This window comes from Oryzihumus leptocrescens, from assembly GCF_006716205.1.
Lineage (GTDB): Bacteria > Actinomycetota > Actinomycetes > Actinomycetales > Dermatophilaceae > Oryzihumus > Oryzihumus leptocrescens.
Genome location: NZ_VFOQ01000001.1, coordinates 1,097,878 through 1,115,158, shown reverse-complemented (window position 1 = coordinate 1,115,158; position 17,281 = coordinate 1,097,878). Strand labels below are relative to the sequence as shown.

General features: G+C 72.7%; 18 protein-coding genes. 11 read left to right on the top strand and 7 right to left on the bottom strand.

The genetic code is table 11. The annotated features are described in order from the left end of the window. Positions 1-48 precede the first annotated feature (48 nt). Positions 49-327 carry a WXG100 family type VII secretion target gene (locus tag FB474_RS05340; protein WP_141787697.1) on the bottom strand — a complete coding sequence of 93 codons (279 nt, stop codon included), beginning with the start codon at positions 325-327 and terminating at the stop codon, positions 49-51. A gap of 16 nt (positions 328-343) precedes the next feature. Then, a complete protein-coding gene (locus tag FB474_RS05335) occupies positions 344-655 on the bottom strand; it encodes a WXG100 family type VII secretion target (RefSeq protein ID WP_141787696.1) in 312 nt (103 codons plus the stop codon). A 214-nt stretch (positions 656-869) separates the two neighbouring features. On the opposite strand from FB474_RS05335, the gene eccD reads away from it, so the two are divergent. From eccD to valS, 5 genes are all read left to right on the top strand, one after another. After that, a complete protein-coding gene (gene eccD, locus FB474_RS05330; RefSeq protein WP_141787695.1) occupies positions 870-2,210 on the top strand; it encodes a type VII secretion integral membrane protein EccD in 1,341 nt (446 codons plus the stop codon). A gap of 106 nt (positions 2,211-2,316) precedes the next feature. Continuing rightward, positions 2,317-2,961 carry a hypothetical protein gene (locus FB474_RS05325; RefSeq protein ID WP_141787694.1) on the top strand — a complete coding sequence of 215 codons (645 nt, stop codon included), beginning with the start codon at positions 2,317-2,319 and terminating at the stop codon, positions 2,959-2,961. A 95-nt stretch (positions 2,962-3,056) separates the two neighbouring features. Then, the gene (eccB, locus tag FB474_RS05320; protein ID WP_141787693.1) at positions 3,057-4,397 is read left to right on the top strand and encodes a type VII secretion protein EccB; all 1,341 of its coding nucleotides are present in this window, start codon (positions 3,057-3,059) and stop codon (positions 4,395-4,397) included. Next, a complete protein-coding gene (locus tag FB474_RS05315) occupies positions 4,397-5,650 on the top strand; it encodes a S8 family serine peptidase (protein ID WP_141787692.1) in 1,254 nt (417 codons plus the stop codon). Before eccB ends, FB474_RS05315 begins: the two co-directional genes overlap by 1 nt. 92 nt (positions 5,651-5,742) lie before the next feature. Further along, the gene (gene valS / locus FB474_RS05310) at positions 5,743-8,352 is read left to right on the top strand and encodes a valine--tRNA ligase (protein WP_141787691.1); all 2,610 of its coding nucleotides are present in this window, start codon (positions 5,743-5,745) and stop codon (positions 8,350-8,352) included. A 60-nt stretch (positions 8,353-8,412) separates the two neighbouring features. Here the strand turns inward: valS and FB474_RS05305 are convergent, their stop codons facing one another. Then, the gene (locus tag FB474_RS05305) at positions 8,413-9,027 is read right to left on the bottom strand and encodes a hypothetical protein (RefSeq protein WP_141787690.1); all 615 of its coding nucleotides are present in this window, start codon (positions 9,025-9,027) and stop codon (positions 8,413-8,415) included. A 100-nt stretch (positions 9,028-9,127) separates the two neighbouring features. On the opposite strand from FB474_RS05305, the gene FB474_RS05300 reads away from it, so the two are divergent. The 6 genes from FB474_RS05300 (at position 9,128) to FB474_RS05275 (ending at position 13,575) form a co-directional block, all read left to right on the top strand. Continuing rightward, positions 9,128-9,841, top strand: coding sequence for a DUF4129 domain-containing protein (locus tag FB474_RS05300; RefSeq protein WP_141787689.1), 714 nt, complete (start codon positions 9,128-9,130; stop codon positions 9,839-9,841). Beyond that, positions 9,838-10,326, top strand: a complete 489-nt coding sequence (locus FB474_RS05295; RefSeq protein ID WP_141787688.1) for a hypothetical protein — start codon at positions 9,838-9,840, stop codon at positions 10,324-10,326. The genes FB474_RS05300 and FB474_RS05295 overlap by 4 nt, the downstream gene beginning before the upstream one ends. After that, on the top strand, positions 10,323-11,300 hold the full coding sequence (locus tag FB474_RS05290; protein WP_141787687.1) for an AAA family ATPase: 978 nt from the start codon (positions 10,323-10,325) through the stop codon (positions 11,298-11,300). Before FB474_RS05295 ends, FB474_RS05290 begins: the two co-directional genes overlap by 4 nt. Positions 11,301-11,302: 2 nt before the next feature. After that, complete coding sequence (locus FB474_RS05285) at positions 11,303-12,622, top strand: DUF58 domain-containing protein (RefSeq protein ID WP_246092057.1); 1,320 nt, start codon at positions 11,303-11,305, stop codon at positions 12,620-12,622. Next, on the top strand, positions 12,619-13,188 hold the full coding sequence (locus FB474_RS05280; protein ID WP_141787686.1) for a hypothetical protein: 570 nt from the start codon (positions 12,619-12,621) through the stop codon (positions 13,186-13,188). Before FB474_RS05285 ends, FB474_RS05280 begins: the two co-directional genes overlap by 4 nt. Before the next feature lie 102 nt (positions 13,189-13,290). Beyond that, complete coding sequence (locus tag FB474_RS05275; RefSeq protein WP_221632442.1) at positions 13,291-13,575, top strand: excalibur calcium-binding domain-containing protein; 285 nt, start codon at positions 13,291-13,293, stop codon at positions 13,573-13,575. 85 nt (positions 13,576-13,660) lie between these two features. Here the strand turns inward: FB474_RS05275 and clpX are convergent, their stop codons facing one another. The 4 genes from clpX to FB474_RS05255 all read right to left on the bottom strand — a co-directional run bounded on the left by clpX (position 13,661) and on the right by FB474_RS05255 (position 17,208). Beyond that, positions 13,661-14,944 carry an ATP-dependent Clp protease ATP-binding subunit ClpX gene (gene clpX, locus FB474_RS05270; RefSeq protein ID WP_141787685.1) on the bottom strand — a complete coding sequence of 428 codons (1,284 nt, stop codon included), beginning with the start codon at positions 14,942-14,944 and terminating at the stop codon, positions 13,661-13,663. A gap of 315 nt (positions 14,945-15,259) precedes the next feature. Continuing rightward, positions 15,260-15,940 carry an ATP-dependent Clp protease proteolytic subunit gene (locus FB474_RS05265; RefSeq protein WP_141787684.1) on the bottom strand — a complete coding sequence of 227 codons (681 nt, stop codon included), beginning with the start codon at positions 15,938-15,940 and terminating at the stop codon, positions 15,260-15,262. 39 nt (positions 15,941-15,979) lie between these two features. Then, positions 15,980-16,558: an ATP-dependent Clp protease proteolytic subunit gene (locus FB474_RS05260; RefSeq protein WP_141789822.1), complete on the bottom strand. Its 579-nt coding sequence runs from the start codon at positions 16,556-16,558 to the stop codon at positions 15,980-15,982. A gap of 167 nt (positions 16,559-16,725) precedes the next feature. Next, entirely contained in the window at positions 16,726-17,208 is a 483-nt protein-coding gene (locus tag FB474_RS05255; protein ID WP_221632441.1) for a GbsR/MarR family transcriptional regulator, read from the bottom strand. Positions 17,209-17,281: the final 73 nt, after the last annotated feature.

The following is a 17,281-nucleotide window of genomic DNA, read 5'->3' as shown; positions in this document are numbered from 1 at the left end:
CGGCACGTGCCGGAGTCCCGCGCGGGGGCTCCGGCACGACCGTGGCGGCTACCAGAGGTTGGTGTTGTGCTTCTCGCCCTCGGAGTAGTCCTGGTGGCTGGCATCGACCGCGGTGCCGATGTCGGCCAGCAGCTGCTTCATGTCCTGGATCGCGGAGGTCCACTGGGCCTTGGCCTGGGTGTAGGCCTCGGAGGCCGAACCCGTCCAGTCCGAGCGCAGCGGGGCCAGGGACTGGTCCATCTGCTGCAGCTTGCTGTCGATGTTGTTGGCACCGGCCTTGATGTCGCCGGCCGCCTGCTGGAGTGCGCCGAACTCAACCTTGAACATGTGCGTTCCCCCTGATTCAGCCGAGACGGGACTGGAGCTTGCTGAACGACGACTGGGCCGAGTCGTCGCGCTGGGTGTAGGTGCTCTGCGACGAGCGCAGGTTGGACTCGAAGCGGTTCAACGCGTCGATGATCTTGCGGGAGTCCTCGTCCCACCGGTTCATCGCGGACTGGAAGCTCGTCGAGCCCGAGCCCTTCCACTGCGCGCCGATGCCTGCGAGCTTGCCGCGCAGCGCGCTCAGCTCGGAGTTCAGCTGGTCGCGGGTGTCGGAGATGATCTTGGCGCCCCGGTCAATTGCACCATCGGCAGCTGAGACTTCACCGGCCATGTTTGCCTCCCCTGTTCGTGGCCCCCCCATGGGGCGCGTGACGTGTCGTGTCCTGTGGCATGCACGTGCCTCCGGCCCCGTTGGGACGAGGCCGCGAGCAGACTAGCCCATTCGGACTAGTCATCGGCAGCCTCTCGTCGTGGCTATGCTCGACCCGCCCTCGGCCGTGGTGCTCGGGGCGTGCACGCCGTGACCGTCACCCGGGGAGGGGCCCGTGACCCAGACCAGCACCGCCGCGACCACGCTGATCCGCCTGTCCGTGACCGCAGGCACGCGGCGGGCCGACCTCGGCCTGCCTGGCGGGATCCCCGTCGCCGAGATCATCCCCGAGCTCGCCCGGGAGCTCGGCCAGCTCCACCTCGACACCGTCTCGCAGGGCTTCCGGCTCGTGCGGCACGACGGGATCCCCGTCGAGCCCGACCGCAGCCTGGCGGCGCAGGGCGTGGAGGACGGCTTCGTCCTTGCCCTCGAGCCGGCCGGTGACGCCGTCGAGACCAAGGTCTACGACGACGTGGTCGAGGCGGTCGCCGACCTGGTCGAGTCCCAGTTCGCCCCGTGGACGGCGGAGAACAGCGCCCGCACCGCGCTCGGCGCCTCGGTCGTCTTCTTCCTGGCCGGCGCTGTGGCCCTGTTCACCGCCCGCGGTCACGGGGCGCTCGTCGTGGCCATGGGTGCCGTCGTGGCAGCCCTTCTCGTGGTCGTCGCCGCGGTCCTGGCGCACACCCGTGACCAGCACGTGCCCGCCGCCGCCCTGGCCGTGGTGGCCACCGCGTATGCCGCGGTGGCCGGCTTCGCGGTGACCACGCACGGCAGCGTGTGGGCACGACCGCTGCTCTACGCCGGAGCCGCGATGTGCGTCGCGGGCATCTCCGGGATGGTGGCGGTGACCCACTACCGCTCCATGGTCGGCGCGTCCGCCGCCGTCGGCCTCGCGCTGGCCGTCGTCGGCGCCCTGACCGGGTTCACGGGCTGGGCCGTCGCCGGGATCTGCGCCGTGATGCTGGCCGTCGCGGTCATCACCAGCAACCTGCTCCCCTGGCTGGCCATCTCCTCCAGCCGGCTGTCCACCCACCCCGCGCGCACCGAGGCCGAGATCTACGCCGACGCGCCGCGGGTCGAGCGCGCGGCAGTTCGCCGCCAGGTGCGCCTCGGCCACCAGCTGCTGCTGGCCCTGAGCATGGCCACCGGTCTGGTCGCCCTCGTGTGCGCCCCGCAGGCCGCGTCCGCCGGGGTGCTCGGCACGGTGCTGGGTGCGACCGCGTTCGCCGCGGTCCTGCTGCGCACCCGGCACAGCCGCACCCGCTCCAGCGTCCTGGTCGCCATGGTCGTCGGGGTGCTCGGCCTGGCCGTCGTCGGCGTCAGCGCCGCCCTCACCCACCCGTCGTGGCGGCCGTTCATGGGGGTGGCCCTCGCCGGCGCAGCCGCCGTCGTGGTCGCCCTGGCCCTGCTGGCCCCCCGCTCCCGCGTGGGCCTGGGCCGGGTCGCCGACGCCCTCGATGGGGCCTGCCTCGTGGCCCTGCTGCCGCTCTCGCTCGCGGCGGCGGGGGTCTTCTGAACGTGACCGAGCAGACATTTGCCGCAATCCACCGGCCGACCGTAAAGTTCCCCCGACTCCGTCACGGAGCCGGGGGCACGACTTCTGACCACCTCAAGGGGGACCTGTGACTTCCATGCGCCGTCTCAGTGCCATTGCCGCTGCCGGCCTGACCACCGCCTGCCTCGTGGGCGTGACGCCGTGGGTGGCGCAGGCACACACGCTCGACACCGGCGTCCGGGTGGCCGCCGCGATCCCCGCCGCGGACGACCCGACCGACCCGCCGACGGACACGACGCCGCCCACCACGCCGAGCGACCCGTCCACGGAGACGCCGACAGAGACCACGACGTCCAGCTCGTCGACGACCGAGCCGCCCACCGACGGTGGCGGGATCACGGTCACCGCGACGCTGCCGTCCCTCCCGGGCCTGCCGGGTGGCTCCAGCTCCAGCTCCACCGCCCCCGGTCACAGCGGCGGCAGCTCGGTCCCGACCGGCGGCCTCGGGGGCGGCAACGCCGGCGCCGACGGTGCGGTCCAGGACGGCGCCTGCGGTGGCCTGCTCTGCGCGGGCAGCTCCTACCAGAACGCCGTCGGCGCCCAGGACCCGGCGCGCGCCCAGTCCTCCGCACAGTCGAGCAACCCGGTGCTGGCCTACACCGGCGCCAACATCGTCCCGCTGCTGTCCCTGGCCGCAGCCCTGCTGATGCTGGGCATCGGCACCCTCGTGGTGCGCTCGCGCCTGCAGGCGGCGCACCAGCGGCGGCACTGACGCGACGGGCACGGCATACACCTCGGGCGGGGCGGACCACCATCGGCGGACCGCCCCGCCCGCTCGCTCTGACACGGTGAAGGCAGGGAACCTCTGTGGCAACGAAGAAGGACCTGGTCGAGGCTCAGTCGTTCAGCCGCCGGCGGCTCACCACCGCCTTCGTCAGCGGCTCGCCGGGCGGCCGTGAGGTCGAGCCGCAGCGGCCGCTGCGCGCCGTCGTCGGTGGCATCGCGCTGTCGGTCCTGCTGGGCCTGGGCGGCCTCGCGGCCGGCGCCCTGCAGCCCTCGCTGCCTGACGGGTGGGACGACAACTCCCTGGTGATCGCCAAGGCCAGCGGTGCGCGCTACGTCGCCATCAAGCAGGTGCTCTACCCGATCATCAACACCTCCAGCGCCCGGCTGCTGATCCCCGCAAACTCCTTCAAGGTCGTCACCGTCGACGACGACAAGATCACCCGCGCACCTCGCGGCGCCACGATCGGCATCCTCGGCGCCCCCGACTCCCTGACCCCGCGCGAGCGCCTGGTCCGCACGGGGTGGGTCTCCTGCGCCGGCCGCTCCGGCGGTGTCCGCACCACGCTCGGGTCAGGGACCGCGAGCATCCCGGCCCGGGACAAGGCCGTGGTGGTGCGCACCGGCGGTCGGCTCTTCGTGGTGACCGGCGGCTACCGCCTGCCGGTGGCCGAGGGCGACGGCCCGGGGGTGCTGCGTGCGCTCGGGCTCGACGGCGCCACCCCGGTGGAGGCGCCGGCGTCGTGGACCAACCTGTTCCCCAGCGGGCCGGAGCTGAGCCCGCTGAACCTCGACGGCGTGGGGCGCAGCGTGTCGGGTCTCCCCCAGGGCGCCACCGTCGGCTCGGTGCTGGCCGTGGCCACCCCGGGCGGCGACCCGCGCCGCTACCTCGTCACCCCCAGTGGCGACCTGGCCCTGCTGCCGCCGTTCGCCTACGCCCTCTACCAGCTCGGCTCGGGCCGTGGCGTCGGCAACGACATCGCGGCCACCCCAGCCGAGGTCGGCTCGCTGCGCACCACCGACAGCTCGATCGTGCCGCCGCAGTGGCCCGAGCAGGTGCCCACGGCCCTCGACGGCGTCCCGTGCGCCACGCTGACCGCCGGGCCGACCACCCTGCCGAAGGTCTCCCTGAGCACGGCGCCCTCCGTGGCCACCCCGGCGCAGGGCACGCTGACCACGGTCGAGGGAGGTGCCGGCGCCCTCGTGCGGGCGATCGGCGACAACATCATCAACCGGGGACCGGTGCTGGCCATCGACCAGACGGCCACGGCCTACTCCGTCGAGGGCGGTGACGACGTGCTCGCGCGCCTGGGCTACGCCAAGGGCGACGTCACCCCGGTGCCGCAGGCGTGGCTGGAGCTGTTCCGCTCCGGGCCGACCCTGTCGGTCAAGGCCGCGTCGTCCGCCATCTCGACAGGCCGCTGATGCGCGCCCGCCGGCTGCTCGCCCTCGCCGCGGCCACGAGTATCGCGGCCACCGGGCTCACGGTGACCGCGCCGACCGTGGCGCAGGCCCAGGAGTGCAACCCCAAGATCGCCCAGCTGGTCAAGGACACTCCCCCGGCACTGCAACGGCTCAATGCCCGCTACGCCTGGGGCGTGGCCACCGGTCGGGGCGTCGTCGTCGCGGTCGTCGACTCCGGGGTCGACCGGCACAACGAGCACCTGCAGGGCGTGCTGGTGCCGGGCAAGAGCTTCGTGCCCGGGCTGGGCGCGGACGGCGACGAGGCGGGCCACGGCACCGCGATCGCCGGCGAGATCGCCGCCCGCCGGCTCCCCGGGTCGGGCGTGGTCGGACTGGCCCCGGACGCCAGGATCATGCCCGTGCGCGTCTTCTTCGGCGCCGACGACCAGAGCCGCGCCGCAGGCGTCGGGCCCCGGCCCGACCGCATGGCCGAGGGCATCCGCTGGGCGGCCGACCACGGGGCACAGGTCATCAACGTCTCGATGAGCACCCCCACCGACGACGCCCGACTGCGTGACGCGGTCCAGTACGCCACCGGCCGGGGCGCGCTCGTCGTGGCCTCCGCCGGCAACCGCACCACCGCGGAGGACAAGAGCGACGGGGTGCGCTACCCCGGCGGCTACCCCGAGGCCGTGGCGGTCTCGGCGGCCGACCTCGGTGACACCGTCACCGACGACTCGATCCACGGCCCGCACGTCGACCTGTCCGCGCCGGGCACCAACATCCTGACCACCTACTACGGGGCCGGTGACTGCCTCATCAGCGCCGAGGGCGAGTCGACCAGCTTCGCCACCGCCTACGTCTCGGCATCGGCGGCCCTGCTGGCCCAGCAGTTCCCGCACGCCACGCCCGCCGACTGGAAGCACCGGCTCGAGGTGACCGCCGCCCGCGACCGCCGGGACGGGCGCGACGACCGGGCCGGCTGGGGCCTGGTCCAGCCCTACGAGGCCCTGACCGCCGTGATGGACGACAGCCTGGCCGGGCCGGTCGCCCCGGGCAGCGCCCCGCACGCCGTGGCCGCGGCCCGGGCCAAGCCGCTGGACCTGCGCAAGGTCAGCGACCCGCTGGCCCCGCAGCGCACGGCTGCCCTGTGGTGGTGCCTCGGCGGCGTCAGCGCCCTCCTGGCCCTGGTGCTGGGCGGGATGCTCGCCCAGCCGCGACGTCGCCGTCGCGCCGGGCGGCGACGGGCCGTCGCGGCCAGTCAGCAGCCCTGAACCAGCCCTGCCCAGCCGGGCGCACGCCATACCGCTGCACGCAGGGCAAACCCGTTCGTGACCGCCCCGCGGCATCTGGGAGGATTCGACGCATGACCAACCCCGCCCACGCCCCGCGCGCCGTGACCATCCCGGAGAAGCCGTCGATCGACGGCCTCGAGGAGAAGTGGGCGCAGGTATGGAGCGAGCAGGGCACCTACACCTTCGACCGCAGCAAGGCCCGCGAGGAGATCTACTCCATCGACACCCCGCCGCCCACGGCGAGCGGCTCGCTGCACGTCGGCCACGTGTTCTCCTACACGCACACCGACTGCATCGCGCGCTACAAGCGGATGGCCGGCTTCGAGGTGTTCTACCCGATGGGCTGGGACGACAACGGCCTGCCGACCGAGCGCCGGGTGCAGAACTACTACGGCGTGCGCGGTGACGCCTCGCTGCCCTACGAGGAGGGCTTCGTCCCGCCCCTGCAGGGTGCCGAGGGCAAGAGCGTCAAGGCAGCCGACCAGAAGCCGATCAGCCGGCGCAACTTCATCGAGCTGTGCGACGTGCTCACCGTCGAGGACGAGAAGACCTTCGAGCACCTGTGGCGCACGCTGGGCCTGTCCGTGGACTGGGACATCAGCTACCGCACCATCGACGGCCGCTCGCGCGCCGTGGCGCAACAGGCGTTCCTGCGCAACCTCGCGCGCGGCGAGGCCTACCAGGCCGAGGCGCCGGGCCTGTGGGACGTGACGTTCCAGACCGCCGTGGCCCAGGCCGAGCTCGAGGCGCGCGACTACCCGGGCCACTTCCACCGCGTCGCGTTCCACCGCGCCGACGGGGAGAAGGTCTACATCGAGACCACCCGCCCCGAGCTCATCCCGGCCGTGGTCGCGCTCATCGCGCACCCCGACGACGAGCGGTACGCCGGGCTGTTCGGCACCACAGTCACCTCGCCGCTGTTCGGGGTCGAGGTGCCGGTGCTGGCGCACCCCGCCGCCGAGCCCGACAAGGGCGCCGGCATCGCCATGTGCTGCACCTTCGGTGACCTCACCGACGTGCAGTGGTGGCGCGAGCTGCAGCTGCCCACGCGCTCGGTCATCCAGCGCAACGGGCGGATCCAGCACGAGACGCCCGAGTGGGTCACCTCGGCCCGGGGCAAGAAGCTGTTCGACGACCTCGCCGGCAAGACGACCTTCTCCGCGCGCACGACGATCGTCGACGCGCTGCGCGAGAGCGGCGACCTCGACGGCGAGCCGACGGCCACCCAGCGCAAGGCGAACTTCTTCGAGAAGGGCGACAAGCCGCTGGAGATCGTGACCTCCCGCCAGTGGTACATCCGCAACGGCGGCCGTGACACCGACCTGCGGGAGCAGCTGCTGGCCCGGGGCCGCGAGCTGGAGTTCCACCCGCCGTTCATGCGCACCCGCTACGAGAACTGGGTGGGCGGGCTCAACGGCGACTGGCTGATCAGCCGGCAGCGCTTCTTCGGCGTGGCCATCCCGCTGTGGTACCCGATCGACGCCCACGGCGAGGTCGGCTTCGACCACCCGATCACCCCGTCGGAGGACCAGCTCCCCGTCGACCCCTACGCCGATGTGCCGGCGGGCTACGAGGAGTCCCAGCGCGACCAGCCGGGCGGCTTCACCGGCGACCCGGACGTCATGGACACGTGGGCCATCTCCTCGCTGACCCCGCAGATCGCGGCCGGCTGGCGCGGTGACCGCGACCTGTTCACCAAGATCTTCCCGATGGACCTGCGCCCGCAGGGCCAGGACATCATCCGCACCTGGCTGTTCGCCACGGTCGTGCGCGCCCACCTCGAGCACGACTCGCTGCCGTGGAAGCACGCGGCCATCAGCGGGTGGATCCTGGACCCCGACCGCAAGAAGATGTCCAAGTCCAAGGGCAACGCCGAGACCCCCGAGGGCATCGTCACCCAGCACGGCGCCGACGCGGTGCGCTACTGGGCGGCCTCGGCCCGGCTGGGCACCGACGCGGCCTACGACACCGGCCAGATGAAGGTCGGCCGGCGCCTGGCCATCAAGGTGCTCAACGCCAGCAAGTTCGCCCTGTCCTTCGGTGACGTCGAGGGCGACCTCGCGGCCGCGGTGACCGACCCGCTCGACGCGGCGATGCTCGCCGGCCTGGCCGAGGTGGTCGACAAGGCCACCGGTGGCTTCGAGGCCTACGACCACACTCGCGCGCTGGAGGTCACCGAGGCGTTCTTCTGGACGTTCTGCGACGACTACCTCGAGCTGGTCAAGGACCGGGCCTACGGCGCCCGCGGCGAGGAGGCCGCCGCCTCCGCCCGGGCCGCGCTGCGCATCGCGCTGGACGTGCTGCTGCGCCTGCTGGCGCCCTTCCTGCCCTACGCCACCGAGGAGGTCTGGTCCTGGTGGCACGACGGCTCGATCCACCGCGCCCCGTGGCCGGAGGCCGATGACGTCAAGACCGCTGCGGCGCAAGCCGATCCGGCGGTCCTGGGCGCGGTCGGCGCCGCCCTCGCGGGCGTGCGCAAGGCCAAGTCCGAGGCCAAGGTCGGCATGCGCGCCGAGGTCAGCGCGATGACGCTGGCCGGCCCCGCCGCCGAGCTCGACCGGGTGCGCGCCGGGCTCGACGACCTGCGCGCCGCCGGCAAGATCACGGCCGACATCGGCTTCGCCGACGCCGAGGCGCTCGAGGTGCGCGACGTGACCCTGGTGCCGGTCGTCAAGGACTGACCGCCGGGGCTCCTGCACACAGGCCCCGACCCGCTCCCGGGTCGGGGCCTGTCGCGTGTCTCAGCCTGCCGGCTCGACCAGCAGCCACGGCTCGTCCCAGCCGCCGAGCCCGAGCCGGCCGCCGACCAGCTCACCCTCGGGCAGCGCCAGCACCGTGCCGCTCGCCGGCTCGTAGACGGTGGGCCGCGCGTCGCCCTCGGGTGGCAGGACCAGCGTGATGTGCCGGGGCAGCCACGCGTTGCCGACGTAGAGCAGCGCCGGCCGCGCCGTGGTCACGGTCGAGCACAGGCGCCGGTATGCCGCGCGGCGGCCACCGCCGCCGGCCCACCTCAGCTGCGACACGGCATACCGGGCGTGCGTGCGTTCCTGGAGCTCGGCCCGCGCGCCCCAGGGCGGGGTGCCCAGGGAGGTGGGCCAGGGCAGGTTGAGGGCTCCACCGGCGGCGACCGGGCTGTTGGTGCGGCCCATCGTGGCGCGCTCCTGCGCGCCGAACCGCGCCAGCGCCGGGGCGTCGAACCCGCCGGTGGCTGGCCCCGTGCCACCGGTGAGCACCCACGCGGCGAACCCCGGGTCGGCCAGCATCCGCGCCACGGTGAGCGCGGCCGAGCCACACGTCACGGGGCTCTGCTGGACGGGAGCCCGGTCGCCACGGTGCAGGGTCCACGCCGTCGTCATGGCCCTCACCCTTGCACCGCTGCGGTAGTCCCACACCTCGTGCGTTGCGGAATGACAACGGTGGGGCTCACCGCCGCGATCCCGTTGTAGCGTGCGCCGCATGGACCGCACGCGGGGAGTGGCCATCGGGGGCGCGGCACTGGGCTTCGCCCTCCTGGTCTGGGTGTCCGCGTCCGGGTCGGTCTCCGCCCTCAGCACCCCGACCGCCGACCTGCCGCGAGGACAACCGGCCCCGACGCCGACACCGTCGGCCAGCCCCACCTCCACGGCGACCACCGCCCCGGTACGGGCCGCGCACGACCTCGGCTCGTTCTGGGAGGGGTTCGCGGTGGTGTTCACCGCGGTCGTCGTCCTCGCGGCCCTGGTCGTGCTCTGGTCCCTCTGGCAGATGTGGCGCGACCGGGACCGGGTGCGCCGTTCGGTCCCCGCCGTGCCCGCGTTCGAGCCGGTCCCCGACGTCCAGGAGGCGCTGACCGCCACCGCCTCGGCACAGCTCGCCGGACTGGCGCACGGGTCCCCGCGCAACGCGATCGTCGCCTGCTGGGTCGCCCTGGAGGAGACCGCGAGCGCCGCCGGCCTGCCCCGCTCCCCCGCCGAGACCTCCGCCGAGTTCACGGCCCGGGTGATCGAGGCGCACGCGGTGGACCCGCGGGCGATCGCCACCCTCTCGGCGCTCTTCCGCGAGGCCCGCTTCTCCGCCCACGACCTCGGTGAGGACGCCCGGGTGCGCGCCACGGCGGCGCTGACGACCCTGCACGAAGACCTGGCCCGCCGTCGGGACGTGGTCAGCTCTGGCCCCGGAGGCATGCCGTGAACCGGTTGTGGGTCAAGCGGATCGGCGTCACCGCGGCGCTCTGGGTGGTGCTGTGCGTCGTCGCCGCGATCATCGGCTCACGTCCCCGCCCGCTGCTGCTGGGCGCGGGCCTGCTCGCGGTGGCGGCCGTGACCTGGCTGGTGTCCGACCTGGCCGCGCAGGCCGAGATGGTCTCGTGGGACGCCGGCTACCAGCCCTACCAGCGGGTCCGCGGCGACGACGTGCGCGTGCGCCGGCTGCTGCACCTGCTGCAGGACACCAGCCACCCCGAGACGTTCACCCGCGACCTGCACCCGCTGCTGGTCGAGCTCGTCGACGACCGGCTCGACACCCGCTACGGCGTCGACCGGCACGAGCACCCGCAGGCTGCCCGGCAGCTGCTCGGGGAGGACCTGCTGGCCTTCGTCACCACCCCGCCCCCGGCGCGTGCGAGCACCGACCCCCGCTACCTGTCCGCCATCCTGACCCGAATCGAGTCCCTGTGACCACGCCCGACCTGACCACCGTCTCGCGCCTCGCCGCGCAGGTCCTCGACGAGGTCGAGACCGCCGTCGTCGGCAAGCGCGACGCGCTCACCCTCGTCCTCAGCGCCGTCCTGGCCGGCGGCCACGTCCTGCTGGAGGACTACCCGGGCCTGGGCAAGACGCTGGCCGCGCGCTCCTTCGCCCAGACGCTCGGGCTGGACTTCAAGCGGGCGCAGTTCACCCCGGACCTGCTGCCGGCGGACCTGACCGGGTCGTTCGTCTTCGACCAGCGTGCCGGCGACTTCGTCTTCCGCCAGGGCCCGCTGTTCACCGGGCTGCTGCTCGCCGACGAGATCAACCGCACCCCGCCCAAGACGCAGGCCGCGCTGCTGGAGGCGATGCAGGAGCGGCAGGTCACGGTCGAAGGCCAGACCTTCCTGCTCGAGGCCCCGTTCCACGTGCTCGCGACGGCGAACCCGGTGGAGTACGAAGGGACGTACCCCCTGCCGGAGGCCCAGCTCGACCGGTTCCTCATGCGGGTCAGCTTCGGCTACCCCACCGCGGCGGAGGAGGCGCAGGTGCTGCGCCGCCGGGTCAGCCGCCAACACGAGGAGCAGACGCTGCGCGCGGTGACCGACGCCACGGGCCTGCGCGGCATGCAGGCTGCCGTCGAGACCGTCACCGTCGACGACACCATCCACGACTACTGCGTCGCCCTCGCCTCCGCCACGCGCACGCACCGGCACGTCCTGGTCGGGTCCTCCCCGCGGGGCGCCCTCGCACTGATGCTCACGGCCCGCGCGTATGCCGTGGTGCACGGCCGCGACTACGTCACCCCCGAGGACGTCAAGGCCGTCGCGCTGCCGGTGCTCGCGCACCGGGTCACCATCAAGCCGGAGCTGTGGATGAGCAACGCCTCGGGGGCGACCGTCGTCGGCAGCGTGCTGAACACGGTGGCGACACCTGCGGCCCGCGAGGCGGAACGGATCCGCTGACCGTGCCCACTCCCCCGCCACAGGTCCCGTGGCGCCCCACCAGCGCCCACGTGCGCGCCTGCGTCGCCGGCGCCGCCCTGGCGCTGGCCGCCACGTGGCTGCGCCGGCCCGACCTGCTCGTGCTCGCGGCCCCGCTGCTGGTCGTCGCCCTCTGGTCGGCCCTGTCCCGGCCCGGCGCGGCGCCGCAGGTCGAGGCCCGCCTGGCGCCGCGCACGGTGCGCGAGGGCGAGGCGGTGCGCTGGACGGCGGCCGTGCAGCCGGTGCCCGGGCTGGAGCAGGCGACCGCCAAGCTTGCCGCCGGCGACTTCCAGCAGGTCGCGCCGCCCACCCGCACCGTGACGGTCGCGGCGTCCGGGACGCAGCCACCCGAGGCCTTGCCGCTCACCCTGGCCGTGCGTACGACCCGCTGGGGCCGGCGCACGGTCGGCCCGGCCGTGGTCGTGGCGCACAGCGCCTGGGGCGCGTTCCGCTGGGGTGCGCACGAGGTCGAGCCGGTCGGGCTCAGCACCCTGCCGGTCCCCACGCGGTTCGACACCACCGCGCCGATGCCCCACCCCAGCGGCCTGGTGGGGCTCAACCGCTCGGGCAGGCCCGGCGACGGCAGCGAGTTCGCCAGCATCCGGCCGTTCCAGCTCGGGGACCGGCTGCGCCGCATCCACTGGCCGGTGTCACTGCGCACCGGCAGCCTGCACGTGACCTCCAGCTGGGCCGACCAGGACAGCCACGTGCTGCTGATCGTCGACGCGCTCAACGACCTCGGCCCCAGCGAGGGGCTGGACGGTGCGGCGAGCAGCCTGGACACCACGGTCCGCGCGGCCGGCGCCATGGCGGAGCACTACCTGCACCGCGGCGACCGGGTCAGCCTGCGGGTGCTCGGCTCGACCGGCACCACCCGCGTGCCGGCGGCCACGGGCAAGCACCACCTGCGCCGGGTGCTGGACGCCCTGGCCTCGATCGAGGTGGCCTCCCGGCTCGAGGACGACCCCCGCCACGCGCTGACCGGGGTCTCCGCCGGCACCGTGGTGGTCCTGCTCTCGCCCCTGGTGTCCCCGGTGGCGCTCAGCCACGCCGTCACCCTGGCCCGCCGCGGCCTGACGGTCATCGTCATCGACACCCTGCCCGAGGGCCTGGCCGGGGACGACCCGCAGGAGCCGTTCGCGGGGATCGCCTGGCGGGTGCGCCTGCTCGAGCGTCGCCGCGAGCTGCAGAGGGTGCAGGCCGTCGGGGTCCCGGTGGTCGCCTGGCAGGGGCCGGGCAGCCTCGACCAGGTGCTGCGTGACGTCACGCGCCGCGCCGCCGCACCGCGGATGGCGCAGCGGTGAACGCCTCCCTGCCCCCGGCGCTGCGCGCGCTCGTTGCCGACCTCGGTGCCCTCACCCGGCAGCAGGCCCTGCTGCGCCTCGTGGTCGCGCTGGCGCCGGTGCTCTTCCTTGCCGTGGCGCACGCCGCCGGCGCCTCCTGGTCCGGTCCAGTCACCATCTGCGTGGTGGTGCTGGCGCTGGCATCCGCGGCCGAACCTGACTCGCACGTCGCGCTGGTGGTGCTCGCCGTCCTCGGCTGGTTCTGGGCGGCCCGCGTGAGCGACCCGACGAGCTGGTGGGCGCTGGCCGCCGCGTGGGTGGTGCTGGCCGGCCACGGCGCCGGCGCGCTGGCGGCCACCGTGCCGTCATCCGGGCAGCTCCCCCGGGTGGTGGTGCGGCGGTGGGCCACCCGCGCGGCGCTGGTCGGCCTGGTCACCGCCGGTGTCTGGGGCCTGGCCCGGGCCGGGGCGGCGATCCACCCCCAGGGCCGCGCCACCCTCACCGTCCTGGCGCTGCTGGGCCTCGCGGGGGTCGGGTTGTGGTGGCGGGCCGCCCCAGGGCGTCCCAGCACCGACCCGGAAAGGTAAGCAAATGGTCAAGTCCGCTCAGGTCACGAACGACGCCGCGTAGCGTCGAACTGCTCGAGGCTCCACGGACGGGACCTCGTTCCACTGCAGGGGGAACCACAGATGAACCACATCGCGAACATGGTGCTGGCCGGGCTGGTCGTCTTCGCCGGGATGGCGGCGCCGTCCTCGCAGGTGACGCTGACCCAGGCCAGCACGGTCACGACGTTCAAGAACTGCACACAGCTGAACCAGCGCTACCCGCACGGAGTGGGCCGCACGGGCGCCCACGACCGGGTCAGCGGGCATGCCAAGCCGGTGACGAACTTCGCCGTCAGCAACGCCCTCTACGCGGCGAACCGCAAGAGCGACAGCGACAAGGACGGCATCGCCTGCGAGAAGCGCTGAGGCCCGACCCCAGAGCAGGGGGGAACGGCGAGGCCCGGGAAGCGTCACGCTTCCCGGGCCTCGTCTTCGCTCACCAGCCCACGGCTCAGGCAGACTCCTTGCGCGGCGCGCGCTTCGGCCGCTGCGCCGGCACGTCGCGGCGCACGATCGTGGGGTTGACGTTGTCGAGGACGACCTCGCGGGTGACCACCACGCGGGCGATGTCGTCGTCGCTGGGCACGTCGAACATCACCGGCAGCAGCACCTCCTCCATGATCGCGCGGAGCCCGCGGGCGCCGGTGCCACGCATCAGCGCCTGCTCGGCGACGGCCTCGATCGCGTCGTCGGTGAACTCCAGCTCGACGTTGTCGATGTCGAACATGCGGTGGTACTGCTTCACCAGCGCGTTGCGCGGCTCGGTGAGGATCCGCACCAGGGCGTCACGGTCGAGCGGCGAGACCGTGGTGATGACCGGCAGGCGGCCGATGAACTCGGGGATGAGCCCGAACTTCATCAGGTCCTCGGGCATCACGTCGCCGTAGCTCTCGCCGGCGTCCCTGGCGGTGTGCAGCTGGGAGCCGAAGCCCAGTCCCTTCTTGCCCGAGCGGGACTCGATGAGCTTCTCCAGACCGGCGAACGCGCCGCCGACGATGAACAGCACGTTGGTCGTGTCGATCTGGATGAACTCCTGGTGCGGGTGCTTGCGCCCACCCTGCGGCGGCACCGAGGCCGTCGTGCCCTCGAGGATCTTGAGCAGCGCCTGCTGCACGCCCTCACCGGAGACGTCCCGGGTGATCGAGGGGTTCTCGCTCTTGCGGGCGATCTTGTCGACCTCGTCGATGTAGATGATGCCCGTCTCGGCCTTCTTGACGTCGTAGTCCGCGGCCTGGATGAGCTTGAGCAGGATGTTCTCGACGTCCTCGCCGACGTAGCCGGCCTCGGTCAGCGCCGTGGCGTCGGCGATGGCGAACGGGACGTTGAGCATCCGCGCCAGCGTCTGGGCCAGGTAGGTCTTGCCACAGCCGGTCGGCCCGATGAGCAGGATGTTGGACTTGGCGATGTCGACCGCGTCGTCGCCCTTCTTGGCGCTCTCACCGGCCTGGATCCGCTTGTAGTGGTTGTAGACCGCCACGGCGAGGGCCTTCTTGGCCACGTCCTGGCCGACGACGTACTGCTCGAGGAACTCGAAGATCTCCCGGGGCTTGGGCAGCTCGTCCAGGCCCAGCTCGGAGGACTCCGCCAGCTCCTCCTCGATGATCTCGTTGCACAGGTCGATGCACTCGTCGCAGATGTAGACCCCGGGGCCCGCAATCAGCTTCTTGACCTGCTTCTGGCTCTTGCCGCAGAAGGAGCACTTCAAGAGATCGCCACCGTCTCCGATGCGTGCCACGGGGCGGTCCTTCCTGTCGGGTGATTACCACTGGTGCTGCTTGCGGTGATGGATGACGGTACCTCGCGAGGTCCCGTCCACGTCTCATTAGACGCCGGTGTCGGCCGTCCGTCACGGCTTGTCCGCCAACAGCGGACAAGGTGGACAGCGACGGTCTCCATCCCCGCCACGGTATGCCGGGTGGTCACCGGCCGCGCGCCCACCCCACCGGCCCGGACCCCGGCCACCGGCGACGGGGCGGACGCGAACGGTCCCCGGCCCCACGGCATACCTGCCGGGGACCGGGGACCGTCAGGGCGTCCCGGTGGGCGTCGCTCAGGCCTGCAACGAGGCCTTGCGGCTGGCGAGGACCTCGTCGACGATGCCGTAGTCCTTGGCCATGTCGGCGGTGAGGATCTTGTCGCGCTCGATGTCGGTCTCGATCTGCTCGACGCTGCGGCCGGTGTGCTTGGCCAGCGTCTCCTCCAGCCAGGTGCGCATGCGCAGCACCTCGTTGGCCTGGATCTCGATGTCGCTGGCCTGGCCGTAGTCGCCCCCGGCCATCGCCGGCTGGTGGATCAGGACGCGCGCGTTGGGCAGGGCATAGCGCTTGCCGGGGGCGCCGGCGGCCAGGAGCACCGCCGCGGCCGAGGCCGCCTGGCCCAGCACGAACGTCTGGATGTCGGGGCGGATGTACTGCATCGTGTCGTAGATCGCCGTCAGCGCCGTGAACGAGCCGCCGGGGCTGTTGATGTACATGATGATGTCGCGGTCGGGGTCCTGGGACTCCAGGACGACCAGCTGCGCCATGATGTCGTCGGCCGAGGCGTCGTCGACCTGCACGCCGAGGAAGATGATGCGGTCCTCGAAGAGCTTGGTGTAGGGGTCGAGCCGCTTCATGCCGTAGGAGGTGCGCTCCTCGAACTGCGGCAGGATGTAGCGGCTGCTCGGGCCGGGGACGTGCAGGCCGCCGCCCATCTGCGGGACGTGGAGGCCGCCATACGGGTTCTGGGTCATTGCTGTTGCTCCAATATCAGGCGTCGGTATGGCGGGAGGTCAGTTCGCGGTGCCGCCGCCACCCGGCGCCTGGCCGGCGTGGGTGTAGACGTGGTCGACGAAGCCGTAGTCCTTGGCCTCCTCCGCGGTGAACCAGCGGTCGCGGTCGGAGTCCTTCTCGATCTGGTCGACGGACTGGCCGGTGTGCTCGGCGATGAGGCCGGCCATCTGCTTCTTGATGTGCAGCATCTGCTCGGCCTGGATCTTGATGTCCGAGGCGGTGCCGCCGATGCCGCCGGAGGGCTGGTGCATCATCACGCGGGCGTGCGGGGTGGCGAAGCGCTTGCCGCGGGCGCCGGCGCTGAGCAGGAACTGGCCCATGCTGGCCGCCAGGCCCATCGCGACGGTGGCCACGTCGTTGGGCACCCACTGCATGGTGTCGAAGATGGCCATGCCGGCGGTCACCGAGCCGCCAGGGCTGTTGATGTAGAGCCAGATGTCGGCCTCGGGGTCCTCGGCGGCCAGCAGGAGGAGCTGCGCGCAGATCGCGTTGGCGTTGTCGTCGCGCACCTCGGAGCCGAGGAAGATGATCCGCTCCTTGAGCAGACGGTTGTAGATGTGGTCGTCCAGGCCGGCCATCTGACCGTTGGCTGCGGCGACGACCTCGCTGCTGTGGCTCACCGTGTCTCCATCTGTAGCGCGGGTGGTGCGGGTTCTCTCGATCCTTGCGATGACCCTAACGCCCGGCCCTGCCCCGTGAATCCCGTGTGGGCACGGTGTTCGCCGTGAGCGCACAACCCCTGCGGTCAGGAGGCGGTGCTGCGCAGCCGCTTGCGCTGCTCCCAGCGCTCGATGAGGTGGGTCATCTCCTCGCGCAGGAAGCTGAAGAACTCCTGGGTCTCCGCCAGCCGGGCGCCCACCTCGGAGTCGCGCCCGACCAGGGCCATGCCGGTGTCCAGCTGCTCGACCCACCGGCCGAGCAGTGCGTCCTGGTCCATCGTCACGCGATACCAGACGTCGTGCTCGACGACGTACTGGTCGCGGCGCGAGCCCGGCTCACGGGTGCGCCGGACCAGGTGGACCGTCTCGAGGTACTGGATGGCACCGGAGACCGCCGCGGCACTGACCTGCAGCCGCTCCGAGAGCTCGGCGGCGGTGAGCCGCCCGGACTCGCTGACCATCAGCGCGCTGAACACCCGCGCGGGCATCCGTGGCACGCCGGCTGTGACCATCGTCGAGGCGAAGTCCTCGACGAACTGGCTCAGCCGCACGTCCTGGTCCTGAGTCACAGGCGCACCTCCCGAGGGGAACCTTGAGATTTCGAATCTTCACAGATTTATGAACGCAGAGTAGCGTCGAAGG